Origin of the sequence: Tenacibaculum sp. HL-MS23, from assembly GCF_032463465.1 — a bacterium.
In the GTDB taxonomy this organism is placed as follows: Bacteria; Bacteroidota; Bacteroidia; order Flavobacteriales; family Flavobacteriaceae; genus Polaribacter; species Polaribacter bernardetii.
Genome location: NZ_CP135989.1, coordinates 867,420 through 884,522, shown reverse-complemented (window position 1 = coordinate 884,522; position 17,103 = coordinate 867,420). Strand labels below are relative to the sequence as shown.

The window sequence follows — 17,103 nt, the reverse complement described above, 5'->3', positions numbered from 1 at the left end:
TTTATCAGGCTTACCGGTTAGCAAGATTTTATCACCAGCAACATACATCGAATCTTTATCAAGTACAGAAATTGCCACAGCTTTGTTGATGATAAAAAGCGAATCTTTTTTTCATATAATTCGGCATAATTACCTTTGGTAACCATTTTCTGAAGTGTATCAATTACTTTTATACGATTAGTTGCAGAAGCAAAACCTTTGCGTTTATCATAGTATAAACTATCAGCTAATATTGTGCGTTCTTTTAGAAAGAGCTTGGCATTTTTTACGAAATAAGAAATATCAGTATTGGTATCATAAAAACCTCTTTCAGAATAAATTTTAGTACTATCTTTTAAGTTAGTAACCGTACTTGGGCCGTATAAGTATGCTAAATTAGAATTTGTGTAATAATCTAAATGATCAGATTCTAAGTTGTTTTCAGGGTTAACTACGGTAACTTTAGATTTTGCTGTAAATTTTTTATCCTTTAAAAAATAAGTTCCTTTAATACTTTTTAGTGTGTTTTTTTTATCGCGAATTGTTCCTCCGTTAGGATAATACAAAAGTTGATTTACTCTATCGAAATGAAGTGTATCTGTGGTAAGTTTCATTTCTTTATCATTAATTTCAACATTTCCCCAAGATTTTGCTTTTTTAGTATCTCCATTATAAATGGCAAAATCACTATATTGAATAATACTATCACCTTGTTCGATTACAACTTCACCTAAGGCTTTAAAAATATTTTCTTTTTTATAAAGCAATGCTCTTTGGCAATCTAAAGTAGCACCTTCATGTTCCATTTTTACTTTACCTATAAGTATTGTTGCTCCAGGATACTTCTCTTCATCGGCAGTTGCTTGTTGAGTAGAAAGTATTTTTATTTTTTTTGCTTGAGAATAATTAGAAATAGCAAGCAATAAAAAAAATATAAGAAATAAATTTTTCAAAGTAATAATATTTTAGACAACAAAAATAATGAAAAGAACCTGCCATATTTCTTAATAAATCAATAAAATTATAAGAAGAATAAGTGAGTGTCGTTTTTTAATGATTAATTTTGCATAAACATTTAAAAAGAATTTTATGAGCGCCCATTTTGATTTATCTCTAGAAGAAATGAAGTCTTATGGCTATAAAATAGTAGACTTGATTGCTGAACATTGGGATACTCTAGAAGATAAAAAACCAGTTACTTCTGCTTCACGTATAGAAATGGACAATTTATTTTTGCAAGAAGCACCTGATAAAGGTATGAATGCAAACGAGGTTTTAGACTTTGTTATGGAAAACGTAATTCCTAATAGTACCGTTATTTCACACCCAAAAGCATATTCATTTGTGCCAGGACCTAGTAATTTTATTAGCACAATGGCTGATAGTTTAGCAACAGGTTTTAATATATTTTCTGGTGGTTGGGTAGCGTCACCTGCCGCTGCAGAGTTAGAAATTGTAACAATGAACTGGTTGTTAAAAATGTTTAATTTTCCTGTTGAAAAAGGTGGAGGTATTTTTACAAGTGGTGGTTCTATGGCAAATTTAACAGCTTTAGCTACAGCTCGACGTATTAAATGTGGAGATGATTTTTCGAAAGCAGTTATTTATTTATCAGATCAAGCGCATTCGTCTAATATTAAAGCGATTCGTGTTTTAGGATTTAAAAAAGAACAAATTCGAATTTTACCAACAGATATTGAGTTTAGAATAAGCATCAATAAATTAAAAAATGCAATAGCAAAAGATAGGCTAGAAGGTTTACAGCCTTTTTGTTTTATAGCTTCTGCAGGAACCACAAATACAGGAACTGTAGATCCGTTAGATGAACTTGCGGATATTTGTGAGGAAGAAAACTTATGGTTTCATATTGATGGAGCTTACGGAGGAGCAGCAATTTTAGCAAAAAAAGGAGAAAAAGCTTTGCGAGGAATCGAAAGAGCAGATTCGTTAACAGTAGATCCTCATAAATGGTTTTATCAACCTTATGAAATAGGTTGTTTATTAGTTAAAGACTCATCTTGGTTAAGCAGTACTTTTAGCGAAACACCTGAATATTTACGTGATATTGAAGGAAATGAATCTGAAATAAACTTTTATGATTACGGAATTCAATTAACACGTAGGTTTAGAGCTTTAAAATTTTATATGTCTATTAAAACGTATGGTTTAGATACTTTTAAGAAAGCGGTAACTTATAATATTAAGTTAGCAGAAGATGTAGAAAAACAATTAAGAAAAAGCAGAACATGGGAAATTATATCTCCTGCAACTTTGGCTATTATTAATTTTAGATACAATCCTATTGGGTTAAATTTATCAGAAAAAGAAATTGATAATTTGAATCAAGAGATTTCTAAAAGAGTAATGGATTCTAAAGAGGCACTTTTAGTTACTACTATTTTAAACAAACAAGTAGTATTACGTATGTGTTTGATTAACCCGAAAACAACAATTCATGATGTAAATGAAACATTAGCCTTGTGTCATAAATTCGGAGAAGAGATTTTAAAGATATAAATAAAAAGGGAGTTCTTAAAGAGCTCCCTTTTTTATTTTGAATTTTCTTTAAATGCTTGTTTCATGTATTCTTTTGATTTTCCTTTGGCAATAGAAGCTGTTTGCCATTTATCATTTAAAATCATTTTACCTACATAAGTTATCTGACCAATATGATAAGGATAATGAGCAATTTGCCTAGTAATACTTTCTATAAGTTTATGTTTTTTATTTCTGATATAAATAGGTTGCTCGAAATTAGTTTCATTTAACGAATTCAAAGCCGTAAAAAGACAGTCCCATCCGTTTTCCCATTTAGTTAATAATTCATCTTTTGATAAATTTTGAGTTTCAAACTCAGCATCTCTATCTCTAGAATCTTTTTCTCCATCCGAAGTAAAAAAATCGGTCCAACGCGATAACATATTTTCAGAAACATGTATTATAATAGAAGCAATACTATTACTTTCTTCATTATATTTAAATTGCAATTCTTTTTGTTGCAGTTGATCTATAGTTTTATCAGCTACTTCTTTATACGATTTAAATTGTTTGGTTATATTCTGTAAATATTCTTCTATCATAAAGCACAAAAAAAGGAGCTCATAAAGAGCTCCTTTTTAAATTTATCTATTAATTGTTTGTTTTCTATCGGGCCCTACAGATACTACTGTTACCGGAACTCCAGTTTCTTTTTCAATAAAAGCAACATACTCCAATAAGTTTTTAGGTAATTGATCTGCAGCAGTCATTTTAGTTAAATCATCTTTCCATCCTTTAAACTCAGTATAATTTACTGAAATATTTTCAGGTTCGATATTATAAGGTAAGTGTGTTATCTTTTCACCTTTATAGTTATATGATGTACATATTTTTAAGGTATCAAAACCAGAAAGTACATCTCCTTTCATCATCATTAACTTTGTAACACCGTTTACATCAACAGCATATTTTAAAGCAACTAAATCTAACCAACCACATCTTCTAGCACGACCTGTTGTAGCACCAAATTCATGACCAATTCTTGCCATTTCTTCACCATCTTTATCAAATAATTCAGTAGGGAAAGGTCCAGAACCAACACGTGTTGTGTACGCTTTAAATATACCAAATACATCACCAATTCTGTTAGGAGCAATACCTAAACCAGTACAAGCACCAGCGGCAGTTGTGTTTGATGAAGTTACAAACGGATACGTTCCGAAATCGATATCTAATAACGATCCTTGAGCTCCTTCTGCTAAAATTGTTTTACCTTCTTTTATTGCTGAGTTTAAATATTCTTCAGAATCTATAAACTGTAAAGTTCTTAATTTTTCGATACCTAAATCGAATTCAGCTTCTAATTCATCTAAATCATACTCAACCTGAACATTAAAATAATCAAGCATGCTTAAATGCTTTTTTGTTAATGCACGATATTTATCTTTCCAGTTGTCTAATTCTAAATCTCCAACACGCATTCCGTTTCTACCAGTTTTGTCCATATAAGTTGGTCCAATTCCTTTTAAAGTAGATCCTATTTTAGCTTTTCCTTTTGAAGTTTCAGAAGCAGCGTCTAATAAACGGTGAGTTGGTAAAATTAAATGTGCTTTTCTAGAAATTAATAATTTAGAAGTATAATCGATTTTATGAACGTCTAAATTTTCTAATTCTTTTTTAAAGATAACGGGATCAATTACCACACCGTTACCAACTACGTTTAAAGCGGTTTTGTGAAAAATTCCAGAAGGAATTGTGTGTAAAACATGTTTGTTACCATCAAAAATTAAGGTGTGACCAGCATTTGGCCCCCCTTGAAATCGTGCAATAATATCATAGTTTCCTGTTAATACATCTACGATTTTACCTTTTCCCTCGTCTCCCCATTGTAATCCGAGTAATAAATCTACTGCCATTTAGTGTGTTATTAAGTGTGTTTGTTGTTGTTATTTTGTGTTTCGTTTTGTTCCGTAGAAATAAAGAGAGTGGTTGTGAATATCTATATCAAAAACATCTTCAATAGTTTTTTTGATAATTTGAATTCTTGGATCGCAAAATTCTTTTACTTCGCCAGAGTCTGTCATAATTAGATGATCATGATTCTTATCGAAATAACTTTTTTCGTAACGCGCCATTGATTGCCCATCAAATTGATGTTTACGAACCAGTCCACAGTCTAAAAGTAAATCCATCGTATTGTAAAGCGTTGCTCTACTTACACGATAGTTTTTATTTTTCATTTTAATATATAAAGATTCTATATCAAAATGTTCTTCAGCAACATATATTTCCTGTAAAATAGCATAACGCTCTGGCGTTTTACGATGCTTGTTTTCTTCTAAAAAAGTAGTGAAAACTTTTTTTACAATTTCTTGATTTTCGGCTGAATTACTCATTGTTATTTAAAAATTTACGGACGGACAAATTTACAGTTATTTATTGATAAAAAAACAAGGATATTAAAATGATATTTACATTGTATTAACACGCTCTACTTTTTGTACTCCTTCTAGTTTTTTCATACTATCGATTAGCTTATTTAACTGCGCTCTGTTTTTAACACTTAAAGAGAGTTTACCTTCAAACACACCATGATCTCCAGAGATATTAATACTATGAATAAAAACATCCATACTATTAGAAATAAGACGCGTAATGTTGTTCACAATACCTTTATTGTCTATCCCTGATAAAAGTATAACAGCTGTAAACTCTTGCTTGGTAGAATCTATCCATTTTGCAGGCATAATTCTGTATGCATAATTCGACTGTAAAGAAATAGCATTAGGACAGTTATTTTTATGCACTTTTATACCTTCATTTATTGTAACAAAACCAAAAACGGTATCGCCTTGAATAGGAGAGCAGCATTTTGCTAACGTATAATCTAACGTTTGTTCTTCTTTACCAAAAACTAAAGCGTCGTATTTATGGGTAACTTCTTCTTTTTCGGAAATTCCTTTTGATGGATTTCTACGAAAAGTATTTTTAATAAAGCCCATAATAAGGCCACTTCTCTGAGAAACAAACTCTTTTAATTGTGTATTGTCAATAGCACCGTTACCGATTCTAAAAAATAAATCAAAACTCGTTTTTAAACCAAAATAACTAGCAAGTTCGTTGATAACTTTTTCTCCTGAACCTATTTTTAAATGGCGTAATTTTCTTAATAAAATGGCCTTACCTTCTTCTGCAATTATTTTTTCTTCTGCATTTAAGGCCGATTTAATTTTGGTGCGCGCTCTTGCGGTTAAAACAAAATCTAACCAACGTACATTAGGTTTGTTGTTGCTAGCTGTAAGTACTTCAACCTGATCTCCACTTTTTAGAGCATAGCTTAAAGGAACTAATTTTCCGTTTACTTTTGCACCACGACATTTTAAACCAACATCAGTATGTACAGAGAAAGCAAAATCTAACGCAGAAGCGCCTTTTGGTAATGATTTTAAATCACCTTTTGGTGTAAAAACATATATTTCTTTAGCGTACAAATTAAGTTTAAAATCCTCAACAAAATCAACAGCATCTGCACTGTGATTTTCTAAAGTTTCTTTTAATTTATTTAACCAGCCTTCAAGCCCGTTTTCTTGTACTTCTCCTTGTTTGTATTTAAAGTGAGCTGCATAACCTTTTTCGGCTATTTCATCCATTCTTTCAGAACGAACTTGTACTTCAACCCATCTTGCTTGCGGCCCAATAACTGTGATGTGTAATGCTTCATAACCTGTTGATTTAGGTTGAGAAATCCAATCACGTAAACGCGCAGGGTTGGGTTTAAAGAAATCGGTTACGATAGAGTATATCTTCCAAGCATCAAATTTTTCATCATCAGAAGTTGGTTCGTAAATAATACGAATAGCAAATTTATCATATACTTCATCAAAGCTTACGTTTTGTTTTCGCATTTTTCGTCTAATAGAAAAAATGGATTTAAAACGACCTTTAATCTCATATTTAAAACCTTCTTTATCTAAAGCTTCGTTAAGTATGCCTGTAAAGGTGTCAATATATTTTTGTTGTTCTTCTTTACTGTCTTTAATTTTGATTAAAATATCTTTATAAACCTCAGGTTCTGTATATTTTAAACCTAAATCTTCAAGTTCTGTTTTAATATTATACAATCCTAATCGGTGTGCTAAAGGTGCATATATGTATAAAGTTTCAGAAGCTATTTTTACTTGTTTATGAGGCGGCATTGCATCCATTGTTTGCATATTGTGCAAACGATCGGCAATTTTTATTAAAATAACCCGTACATCATCATGCAAGGTTAAAAGCATTTTTCTAAAATTCTCTGCTTGTATCGAGTAATCTTGTTCTTTTTTTAAGCTAGATATTTTTGTAAGCCCACTAACTATACGCGCTATGTTTTCGCCAAATAAGCGCTCCATATCATCAATTGTATAATGTGTGTCTTCAACAACATCATGAAGTAGGGCAGCAGCAATAGAAGTAGCTCCTAAACCAATTTCATAAGCAACAATTTTAGCAACTGCTATTGGATGAAAAATATATGGCTCGCCAGTTTTTCTACGTTGCTCAGAATGTGCTTCTACAGCAATTTCAAACGCTTTACGTATTAGTTTTTTATCCTCTTCGGATAATGTTTGGTAAGTTCCTTTTAATAAATCTTTATATCTGTGGGCTATTTCTTTGTTTTCTTCTTCTATCGTTGCATTATAACTCATACGCTTAAAGCTCTTTTATTAGATGTGTTTCAAAATAAAAATAGTGTAAAGTATTTTACTGAGCAAGTTTTCATCAGAAATGTTTATTATTAATTATTATATGATATTAAAGCTGTTATTTTATTTACTATTTTACTTTTTGTAAGGTGCATAATAACAATAAAAAAGTGGTAAGACTATAATATGTTGAGTGTTTTTCCTCTAACTAGTACAGATTTTAAAAGATATATTTGTAGTGTAATTCAGAGGTAATAAGACCTTATAATATATAAGTCCCCCTGAGGTATCATTCAATATGATATTTGAATCTCCGACTTTTTTATAAAGTCGGAGATTTTTTTTGTTTTCAGGCAACCTTTTTTACAATCTTCTAGTCTTTATATTTGTAGACAAGTAAATAAACAATTTGAGTTGAAAATTATCCAGTTACATAAAAAAGAAGCTGTACTAATAAAAAGAGCAAGCGAGCAAAACAGAGAAGCTCAGCAGTTGTTGTTTGAACAGTATTCGCCTAAAATGTTAGGTGTTTGCAGACAATATGTAAAAGATATACATCATGCGGAAGATTTAATGCTTTCAGGGTTTTTAAAAGTATTTACAAAATTACACACTTTTAAAAATGAAGGAAGTTTTGAAGGCTGGATTCGTAAAATTATAGTTAACACATGTCTTACGTATTTGAGTAAAAAAAATCCTATTCAATTAACAGATGAAGAATTTGTTTTTAATGATGCAGCTACCGAAAGTTTAGAGAATACTTCGGTAGATGATATTCAAAAATTAATAGACAAATTACCTGAAGGATATAAACTAGTTTTTAATTTATATGCTATCGAAGGATACAAGCACTCTGAAATATCAAAAAAATTAAATATTACTGAAGGAACCTCTAAATCGCAATTATTTAAAGCGAGAAAATGGTTGCAAGAAAGTTATATAACAACAAATCAGATTAAAAATGCAGAAAAATAATATAGATACACATTTTGCTGATAAGTTAAAGGATAGAGAAATAAATCCATCAATATCAGCTTGGGAACGTTTGAGTGTTCAGTTAGATAAAGAGCAACAAAAGAAAAAAAGGAAACGATTTATCTATTTAAGTTATGCCGCTAGTATTGCGGTGTTAATTAGTATTGTTTTTTTTTACGAAAGCAATGATAATATTGTGAATATCGAAAAAACAATAGTTAACGCTTCTTTAGATACGCTAAAAATAAAGGATATTAATTTACATGAAATATCGCCAATTGAAGAAGCTATTGTTAATAAAGATAAAACAGTTATAGATAACGAAATTCCATCAAAAATAATTGAAAAACTGGTAGTTAAGAAGTCTAGAAGGGCTACAGAAAGTGTAATTGCAATTCTAGAAAAGATTCCTTTAGATAAAGAAAAAGATGCTTTAATAGATGGGAAAAGAGAAGTTATATCGGTTGTAAATATTCAAAAAAATAAAGTTGTAAGACCAAGAATAAAGGTTAATAGTGATGATTTATTGTTTGCTGTAACGCATTCACAACAAGAAGTAAAAGAATATTACGCTGCCTATAGAATAAAAAGAAAAGATATGTTGGATACGATTCAGAAAGAATTGAGAAGATCTAACTTAAAAATAAACCCTGAAACAATTTTAGCAGAAGTAGAGTACGACATTGAAGAAGCTGATTTTAAGCAAAACTTTATGCAGAAATTTAAATCAAAAATGTCAGATGTAATTGTTGCAATTGCAGATAGAAATAAATAAGCGCTTACCAATTATCGATAATTAAAATTACCCAATTTTACCGTTTAATTTAAAACTTAAAACCATGAAAAGAATACTACTTTTAGTGTTGTTAGTAACAACTATTGCCCAATCTCAAGTAAAAACATTTGAAAACGAAGTGCAAAAAATATCTAGAAAAATAGATAAAATAACAAAAGAACAAAAAGACTCGTTAAAAGTTAAAATAAAAGAAATCAATTTTAAATTAACAGAAAATGAACTAACAAATACTGAAGCTACTTCTTTAAAAAAGGAAGCAGCAGTATATCATGCTTCGCAAATTGAAAAATATGTAAGTTTTCAAGAACAAATATTGCAACAATTAGTACAAGATAAAACTGAAGGAAAAGTTGTAAGTAATGATGATGTTGATGAGAAAAATACCTTTAAAATAGGAGGGGCAACTTTTAAGCTAAGTTTGTCTGAAAAAGAAAAAAAGAAAAGAAAATATAGAAAAAGTAAGAGAACAACAACTCAATTTGTTTTTGCAATGGGTGTAAATAATGTTTTAACAAATAATGAATTTAACTCATTAAATAATTCGGATTATAAGTTTTGGCAATCGCATTTTTATGAAGTTGGTTTTACCTGGAAAACACGAATTTCTAAACAACCCTCAAAAGCATATTTTAAATACGGATTTTCTTTTCTTTGGAATAATTTAAGAGCTGAAAATAATAAGTATCATATTGTAAACGGAAACGAAACGGTTTTAATTGAACATCCAAATAAGTTAAGTGAAAGTAGGTTGCGTCATGTACAAATGACTTTTCCGATGCATTTAGAATTCGATTTATCAAAAAATAAAAAATATGCGGATAATAAAGTTGTTGATAGAACACATAAAGCTGTTCGTATTGGACTAGGAGGTTTCTTTGGTTTTAAATTAGGGACCCGTCAATATTTAGAATACAAAAATGCAGAAGGAGTAAGTGTAGAAGAACTTCAAAAAGCCAGCTTTAATACAAATACTATTAATTACGGATTAAGTGCTTATTTTGCTTATAAAAGTTGCGGATTATACGCAAAATATGATTTGAATCCGTTGTTTAAAAATACGGAAACAAGAAATCTTTCATTAGGATTGCGATTTGATATTAATTAACAAAAAAGGAGAAGTTTTAAGCTTCTCCTTTTTTGTTTTCTTCCCATTCCTGGCGTAAATCACCAGAAAGCGTTCCCGACCCGTCATGTTTCCATCCAGGAGGTTTTAAAAAATATAAAATTCTTTTACCTAAAGATGTTTTACTTGTAAAAACATCTTTTAATAGGTTATACCATTCTAAATATGCTATTTTAATAGGGTTATGGGTATTTATGTTGGTAACCAATCCGTATACAGGTTTTTCAACTTCAGGCTCAAAAGTACCGAAGAGTCTATCCCAAATAATAAAAATTCCAGCATGATTTCTATCTAAATACTGTGGATTCGTAGCGTGATGTACTCTGTGATGGCTAGGTGTATTAAAAACAGCTTCAAACCATTTAGGTAATTTTTTAATAAGCTCGGTATGAATCCAATATTGATATAGTAAGCTAATACTCATTTGTGTTAAAATCATCAACGGATGAAAACCAATAAGCGCCAACGGAGCCCAAAAAATAAAGGTATAAAAGCTCCCAGACCAAGTTTGGCGTAAAGCAGTACTTAAATTATATTTGGTAGAAGAGTGGTGCACTACATGGCTTGCCCAGAACAATCTGCTTTCATGAGCAATTCTATGATTCCAATAATACACAAAATCTTCAGCAAATAATAAGATAATCCACGACCACCATATAAAAGGTATTGTAAACACTCTGTAATTGTATAATAAAGTAAAAATAGCAAATACAACACCTTTGGTAATTAAACCAATAGCTACATTACCTAAACCCATTGTTATAGAAGTAGCGGCATCTTTAAATTCGTAACCTTCTAGCTTAACCTTAACTGTAATTATTACTTCAATAATAACCGTTAGTATAAAGAAAGGTATAGCGTAGTGAATTAAGTTAGGGATATCAGGAATTTGCATGAAATTAGTTTAATTACAATAATACATAAAAAAACACATATTATTTTTAGCAGCAATAGATTGTTTACCCGATGAAAAACAGTATATTTGCAAACTTAAAATAAATTTTAAACAATTTAATTATGAATCATTACGAAACTGTTTTCATTTTGAATCCCGTTTTATCTGAAACTCAGATAAAGGAGACAGTAAAGAAGTTTGAGGACTACTTACTATCTAAAGGTGCAGAAATGATTTCTAAAGAAGATTGGGGCTTAAAAAAATTAGCTTACCCAATTGAAAAGAAAAAAAGTGGATTTTACCACTTATTAGACTACAAAGTAGCTGGAGATGCTATTACTCCTTTTGAATTAGAATTCAGAAGAGACGATAGTGTTATGCGTTATTTAACTGTAAGGTTAGACAAGCATGCTGAAGCGTGGGCTGAAAAAAGAAGAGAACGTGTTAAATCTGCAAAAAAGTAAGAAATGGCGTCAACTACAATAGAACAACAATCAAAAGGAAACAAGCAAGGTGAAGTACGTTACTTAACTCCGCTTGATATCGAAACAAAAAAAGAAGCAAAGTACTGTCGTTTTAAAAAGAACGATATTAAGTACATCGATTATAAAGATGCAGACTTCTTAATGTATTTAGTAAACGCACAAGGTAAAATTTTACCAAGACGTTTAACAGGAACATCATTAAAATATCAACGTAAAGTTGCACAGGCTATTAAAAGAGCTCGTCATTTAGCTTTAATGCCATACGTTGGTGATTTATTAAAATAATAAAGAAGTAGAGACATGGAATTGATATTAAAACAAGACGTGGAAAACTTAGGTTTTAAAGACGATGTTGTAACTGTAAAGAATGGTTATGGTCGTAACAGCCTAATTCCTAAAGGATACGCAATATTAGCTACTTCTTCAGCTAAAAAAGTATTAGCTGAAAACTTAAAGCAACGTGCTTTTAAAGAAGCTAAATTAGTAGAAGATGCTAGTAAAATAGCTGAAACTGTTAAAGGATACGAATTAAAAATTACTTCTAAAGTAGGTTCTGGTGATAAGTTATTTGGTTCAGTAAATAACATTGATGTTGCTGAAGCTTTAGCTAAAGCTGGTACTGTAATTGATAAGAAGTATATCAAAGTTACCGGAGGTAGTGTAAAAAGATTAGGTAAATACAATGCTGCTGTACGTTTACACAGATCTGTAGTTGCTGATATCGTATTTGAAGTTGTTGCTGAATAGTAATACTTTAAAACAATTATAATAAGAAGCCTACTCATTTCGAGTAGGCTTTTTTTATGGTTAAAAAACTATGATAAAAAGAGTTGAATAAATTTAATGCTAAAAAAGGGGATTTACCTACAGTTTTTACTATAGGAATTATTGATATTTGTACTGTAATTAAAGTTAGGGGACTTTATTACAGTACTTTAAAATATAGTCTTTTGAGGGGTTGATTATATTTTAGATAAACTCTGATCTGTTAAGATCAGAGTTTATCTAAAATATAACTTCTTCTTGATTTCTTAGAATATCATCCATAGTTTCTCTTTTTCTAATAACATAATCTTTACCTTTATAAATCATAACTTCTGCAGGCTTAAATCTAGAGTTGTAATTAGATGCCATTGAGTAACAATAAGCACCAGCATTATGGAAACATAAAATATCATCTTCTGATATTTCATTAATACGCCTGTTAGAACCAAAAGTGTCAGTTTCACATATGTAACCAACAATACTATAAAAACGTTCTCTTCCCTTCGGATTAGAGAGATTTTCTATATGGTGATATGCATTGTAAAGCATCGGACGAATTAAATGATTCATTCCGCTGTCAATACCAGCAAAAACAGTAGAAGTTGTTTGTTTAATAACATTAACTTTTGCTAAAAAATAACCAGATTCACTCACCAAATATTTTCCAGGTTCAAACATTAAAGCAATATTTTTGCCATACTCTTTGCAAAACTCATTAAATCTAATAGATAATTTCTCTCCTAACTCAATAATATCAGTTGAAATATCATCTTTTTTGTAAGGGACTTTAAATCCGCTACCAAAATCAATAAAATCAATATTTTTAAATTTTTTGGCTACATCAAATAAAATCTCGGTAGCCCTTAAAAAAGTATCAATATCTAAAATATCAGAACCAGTATGCATATGAATACCATTAATACGCATTCCGGTATTTTCAACAACTCTTTTTATGTGAGGAACTTGGTGAATTGATATTCCGAATTTAGAATCGATATGTCCAACAGAAATATTACTATTTCCACCAGCCATAATATGTGGGTTTATGCGAATACAAACAGGCACTTTTGGGTGTTTTTGTCCAAATAGCTCAAGTATAGATAAATTATCAATATTAATTTGAACGCCTAATTTAGCTACTTCTTCAATTTCTTGTAAAGAAACTCCGTTTGGTGTATAAATTATGTCCTTGGGTTTAAAACCAGCATGTAAACCTAGTTTAACTTCTTGAATAGAAACGGTATCTAGTCCGCTTTTTAATGTATTAAAAACCTTTAAGATATTAACGTTAGATAATGCTTTAACAGCGTAGTTTATCTTTAAATTTTTAACTTTAGAAAAAGCACTTGTAATAGTTTTATATTGATGTATTATTCTTTCGGTATCATATACATAAAGAGGTGATCCGTGCTTTGTTGCTAAATTTATTAATTCTTCTCTATTCATTTTATTAGTTATTAGAAGCACCAAATGTAGAGAAGCAATTTTTTTCAGCAAATTATTTATAAAAAATATACAAATCTAGTTTTTTTGTAAAAAAAAAGGGTTTTATCAGGGGGTAAAAGGTGGTTTTCCTAAAAAAAAATACTAATAAAAATCACATATTTGTAGTGAAATAAAAATAAGGGGATTTATTTCAAATTGAATGATATTTTCTATAAGGGGTGATAATATCATTGTAAGAAAGCTCTAGTGCATAGCATTAGAGCTTTCGCTTTGTATAAGTTATAAGTAGTAAGTAGTAACGTGTGTTGTATTTAAGTGTTTTATATTTAATAAAAGGTGTTTTTCCTTTCATTTATACACAAAAAAAGTGTCATTTTTGTAATGAAATAAAGAATTAAGGGGCTTTATTTCAATCTTTACGATATTTTCTGTAGGGGTAGATAATATCGTAAAAAAAACTCTAGCATTAGCTAGAGTTTTTTGTTTTTTATATACTTAAGTTTATTTAAACTTTACCGATACTTTTTCTGCAATACCAACAATTACTTCGGTAGCTTTTAAAATACTTTCAACAGGTACATATTCGTAACGTCCGTGAAAGTTGTGTCCGCCTGCAAAAATATTCGGGCAAGGTAACCCTTTGTAAGATAATTGAGAACCATCTGTACCACCTCTAATTGGTTTAATTAATGGTTTAATTCCCATTTCATTCATAACCTCTTCAGCAATATCAACAATATGCATAACCGGAGTTACTTTTTCTTTCATATTGTAGTATTGATCTTTAATTTCAATTTCAATTAAGTCTTTACCTAGTTTCGTATTCATTACCGAAACTAAATCTAACATGGCTTGCTTACGATTTTTAAACAACTCCATATCATGATCTCTAATAATATATTGTAAAACTGTTTGCTCAACCTTTCCTTCCATGTGGTGTAAATGGAAAAAACCTTCATAACCAGTCGTTTTTTCAGGTACTTCATTCGCAGGCATTGCGTTGATTAAATCGCTAGCAATTGTCATCGAGTTAATCATTTTTCCTTTTGCATATCCTGGGTGAACTATTTTACCATTTATTGTAATTTTAGCACCAGCTGCATTAAAATTTTCATATTCTAGCTCACCAATCTGACTTCCATCCATGGTGTACGCCCATTTAGCTCCAAATTTTTCAACATCAAACATATGAGCACCTTTACCAACTTCTTCATCCGGAGGAAAACATACTCTAATTTTACCGTGTTTAATTTCTGGGTGCTGAATTAAATATTCCATCGCAGAAACAATTTCGGTAACACCAGCTTTATCATCGGCTCCTAATAGTGTTGTTCCGTCAGTAGTAATGATAGTTTGCCCTTTGTATTGTAACAAGTCATCAAAATAATCAGGAGACAATACAATGTTTTGCTCTTTGTTTAAAATAATGTCTTTTCCGTCGTAATTTTCATGGATTTGTGGTTTTACATTCGCACCAGTAAAATCAGGACTTGTATCTATATGTGCCACAAAACCAATAGTTGGCACTTCGTAATCTAAATTGCTAGGAAGCGTAGCCATTAGGTAACAGTTTTCGTCTAAATCAACGTCTTCCATTCCTATTTCTACCAATTCCTTTTCAAGAACTCTTGCCAAATCCCATTGTTTTTCGGTACTCGGAAAAGCGGGGTTATTTGGGTCACTTTCAGTATCAATAGTTACATATTTTATAAATCGATTGATGATATGTTGTTTGTTCATTGTTGTATTTTTTAGCATTTCAAAAGTAACTAATTCAGTTGTGTTTTGTTAATTAAATTTAGGGCTTTACAAATTCGTTCATCTACTAAAGAATCTCCATAAACTTCGGTTTTAACATGTAAGAAGTTGTCTTCGTTTATTTTAGTAAATGTGTTTAATATATGATACGAATAATTGCCTTTTTTTCCTTCAGCATAACTGTAATAAGAAGGTTTGTTAAGAATATTTACATCATTTGTTTTAATTTCTGATAAGCCCATTTTTTTATTGTCATCCGTAATTTTCTGCTTAAAAGTATTGTCTAAAAAAACAGTTTTATGCACCAAAGTAACATCCATAAGTGTTGTTTTTGTTACACTAATAGTTGTATCGGCAGCATAGATGGATGTTTTAGTATTGTCATAATATAAGTTTACCTTCCAGTTTTCTGGAAACTGTACACTAAACATATTTCTAACGTCTTCACTTTTTTTAAGATTATCATAAAAACTAGTTTCTTTACAAGGAAACTCTTCTTTTAAATCGGGAAATGAATTACAAGAAATCATTAAAATTAACACTAAAACAGTTACGATATTTTTCATTTTTTTTCTATTTCTGATGTTTAAAATAAGCGATTAACAAATCTACTACATAACTGTAAGATTTTATTCCTTTTGATTGATTGTTTGCCTTTAAATAAGAATTATAACCTTTTTTTAAATAAGGCTCAATAGGATTTTCAAATTGTTTCCAATGTAAATAACTATCTCTATAATCTTTGTAAATGCCGATATTTACCGTTTTCTTAATTTCTGATGCCAACTTTTTATCTCGCCTATAAATTTGACCGATACAGTAATTATACGCCATTCTGTATCCAGAATATTTAAAGTATAAATCGTCGTTTTTAATAGCAGCTAAGAACCCAACAAAATTTGCGTCATTTTCTGCAGCCCAACCAATTTGATGCGCCATTTCATGACAAGTGGTTGATGGATATCCGGTTTTAGGAATCATATCATTTATTTGTGCTTCACCTGTAATCGGATTTATATAACCTGCGGTACCGTTATAAGATTGAAACAAACTCACCAAAGAACTTTTTATAGAAGGATTTTTATACGATAACTGCGGATAAATAAAAGCTAAGTTTTTATAGCCATTGGTAGCTAATTGATAAATTTCTTTTTGAGAATAAGGAACGGTAACTTTTACAGAATCATTATTGGTAATTTGTAAATGTATTTTGTTTAATTCTAAAACAATTTGTTGCGTAGTTTCAACCAATTGCTCGGTTGTGTAAGTTGATTGTTGCAAGCCTAAATTTTTAGCCAAAGGCTCGCGAAAATAATTGAATCCCCAAAAGGTATAAAAACAAAAATAAACAATAGATAAAGTCGTTATAAACTTTAGAAGCAACAGGATACTATTTTTAAATCGGTTTTTAATTAATTGATAAATAGCTTTAATGAACAAGAATATCAATAAAAAACCTAAAAAATCACCAAATGAAAAAGGAATCCATCCTAAAATAAAACGAAAAAAATTAGAAATATAAGGATATATTCCTGTGCTATAATATTGCTCTACCCATTGAGGTTTTTGGCTAAAGAAATGCACAAATAATATTTGAAAAGGTAAAGTTAAAGCTATTATAAGCTGTTTTTTATTGTACTGCATAACATCAAAAATAAGAAAGTTAGTACGTTATCAACAAGTTAATAACAGTTTTGTTTACAAAATTTGTGTATAAA

17 protein-coding genes are annotated in these 17,103 nt (G+C 30.1%); 7 read left to right on the top strand and 10 right to left on the bottom strand.

Annotated elements, in window-relative coordinates:
* Positions 1-17 precede the first annotated feature (17 nt).
* Entirely contained in the window at positions 18-932 is a 915-nt protein-coding gene (locus tag RRF68_RS04060; protein ID WP_315945102.1) for an OstA-like protein, read from the bottom strand.
* Positions 933-1,068: 136 nt separating this feature from the next.
* Between RRF68_RS04060 and RRF68_RS04055 the strand changes: the two genes are divergently transcribed.
* Positions 1,069-2,496 carry an aspartate aminotransferase family protein gene (locus RRF68_RS04055; RefSeq protein ID WP_315945101.1) on the top strand — a complete coding sequence of 476 codons (1,428 nt, stop codon included), beginning with the start codon at positions 1,069-1,071 and terminating at the stop codon, positions 2,494-2,496.
* Between the two features lie 32 nt (positions 2,497-2,528).
* On the opposite strand, the gene RRF68_RS04050 is transcribed toward RRF68_RS04055, so the two are convergent.
* The 4 genes from RRF68_RS04050 to RRF68_RS04035 form a co-directional block, all read right to left on the bottom strand.
* The gene (locus RRF68_RS04050; protein WP_315945100.1) at positions 2,529-3,059 is read right to left on the bottom strand and encodes a DUF1572 family protein; all 531 of its coding nucleotides are present in this window, start codon (positions 3,057-3,059) and stop codon (positions 2,529-2,531) included.
* Between the two features lie 42 nt (positions 3,060-3,101).
* Positions 3,102-4,373, bottom strand: a complete 1,272-nt coding sequence (locus RRF68_RS04045; RefSeq protein WP_315945099.1) for an adenylosuccinate synthase — start codon at positions 4,371-4,373, stop codon at positions 3,102-3,104.
* Positions 4,374-4,403: 30 nt separating this feature from the next.
* Positions 4,404-4,853 (bottom strand): Fur family transcriptional regulator, encoded by a 450-nt coding sequence (locus tag RRF68_RS04040; protein WP_218772295.1) that lies wholly within the window; start codon positions 4,851-4,853, stop codon positions 4,404-4,406.
* A gap of 75 nt (positions 4,854-4,928) precedes the next feature.
* Entirely contained in the window at positions 4,929-7,145 is a 2,217-nt protein-coding gene (locus RRF68_RS04035) for a RelA/SpoT family protein (RefSeq protein ID WP_315945098.1), read from the bottom strand.
* Positions 7,146-7,556: 411 nt separating this feature from the next.
* Between RRF68_RS04035 and RRF68_RS04030 the strand changes: the two genes are divergently transcribed.
* The 3 genes from RRF68_RS04030 (at position 7,557) to RRF68_RS04020 (ending at position 10,018) form a co-directional block, all read left to right on the top strand.
* Positions 7,557-8,117: an RNA polymerase sigma factor gene (locus RRF68_RS04030; RefSeq protein WP_218772297.1), complete on the top strand. Its 561-nt coding sequence runs from the start codon at positions 7,557-7,559 to the stop codon at positions 8,115-8,117.
* A complete protein-coding gene (locus RRF68_RS04025; protein WP_315945097.1) occupies positions 8,104-8,892 on the top strand; it encodes a hypothetical protein in 789 nt (262 codons plus the stop codon). Before RRF68_RS04030 ends, RRF68_RS04025 begins: the two co-directional genes overlap by 14 nt.
* A 64-nt stretch (positions 8,893-8,956) precedes the next feature.
* Complete coding sequence (locus RRF68_RS04020; protein WP_315945096.1) at positions 8,957-10,018, top strand: hypothetical protein; 1,062 nt, start codon at positions 8,957-8,959, stop codon at positions 10,016-10,018.
* 16 nt (positions 10,019-10,034) lie between these two features.
* On the opposite strand, the gene RRF68_RS04015 is transcribed toward RRF68_RS04020, so the two are convergent.
* Positions 10,035-10,931, bottom strand: a complete 897-nt coding sequence (locus RRF68_RS04015) for a sterol desaturase family protein (protein ID WP_315945095.1) — start codon at positions 10,929-10,931, stop codon at positions 10,035-10,037.
* 122 nt (positions 10,932-11,053) lie between these two features.
* Between RRF68_RS04015 and rpsF the strand changes: the two genes are divergently transcribed.
* From rpsF to rplI, 3 genes are read left to right on the top strand one after another with little or no spacing between them, the layout of a single operon-like run.
* Positions 11,054-11,395, top strand: a complete 342-nt coding sequence (gene rpsF, locus RRF68_RS04010) for a 30S ribosomal protein S6 (RefSeq protein ID WP_218772301.1) — start codon at positions 11,054-11,056, stop codon at positions 11,393-11,395.
* Between the two features lie 3 nt (positions 11,396-11,398).
* A complete protein-coding gene (gene rpsR / locus RRF68_RS04005) occupies positions 11,399-11,701 on the top strand; it encodes a 30S ribosomal protein S18 (RefSeq protein WP_218772302.1) in 303 nt (100 codons plus the stop codon).
* Positions 11,702-11,716: 15 nt separating this feature from the next.
* Entirely contained in the window at positions 11,717-12,163 is a 447-nt protein-coding gene (gene rplI / locus RRF68_RS04000; RefSeq protein ID WP_315945094.1) for a 50S ribosomal protein L9, read from the top strand.
* 258 nt (positions 12,164-12,421) lie between these two features.
* Here the strand turns inward: rplI and lysA are convergent, their stop codons facing one another.
* From lysA to RRF68_RS03980, 4 genes are all read right to left on the bottom strand, one after another.
* A complete protein-coding gene (gene lysA / locus RRF68_RS03995) occupies positions 12,422-13,627 on the bottom strand; it encodes a diaminopimelate decarboxylase (protein WP_315945093.1) in 1,206 nt (401 codons plus the stop codon).
* 501 nt (positions 13,628-14,128) lie between these two features.
* Positions 14,129-15,367 carry a peptidase T gene (gene pepT, locus RRF68_RS03990; RefSeq protein ID WP_218772305.1) on the bottom strand — a complete coding sequence of 413 codons (1,239 nt, stop codon included), beginning with the start codon at positions 15,365-15,367 and terminating at the stop codon, positions 14,129-14,131.
* Between the two features lie 29 nt (positions 15,368-15,396).
* Complete coding sequence (locus tag RRF68_RS03985) at positions 15,397-15,951, bottom strand: hypothetical protein (protein ID WP_315945092.1); 555 nt, start codon at positions 15,949-15,951, stop codon at positions 15,397-15,399.
* 7 nt (positions 15,952-15,958) lie between these two features.
* Entirely contained in the window at positions 15,959-17,029 is a 1,071-nt protein-coding gene (locus tag RRF68_RS03980) for a DUF3810 domain-containing protein (RefSeq protein ID WP_315945091.1), read from the bottom strand.
* Positions 17,030-17,103 lie beyond the last annotated feature (74 nt).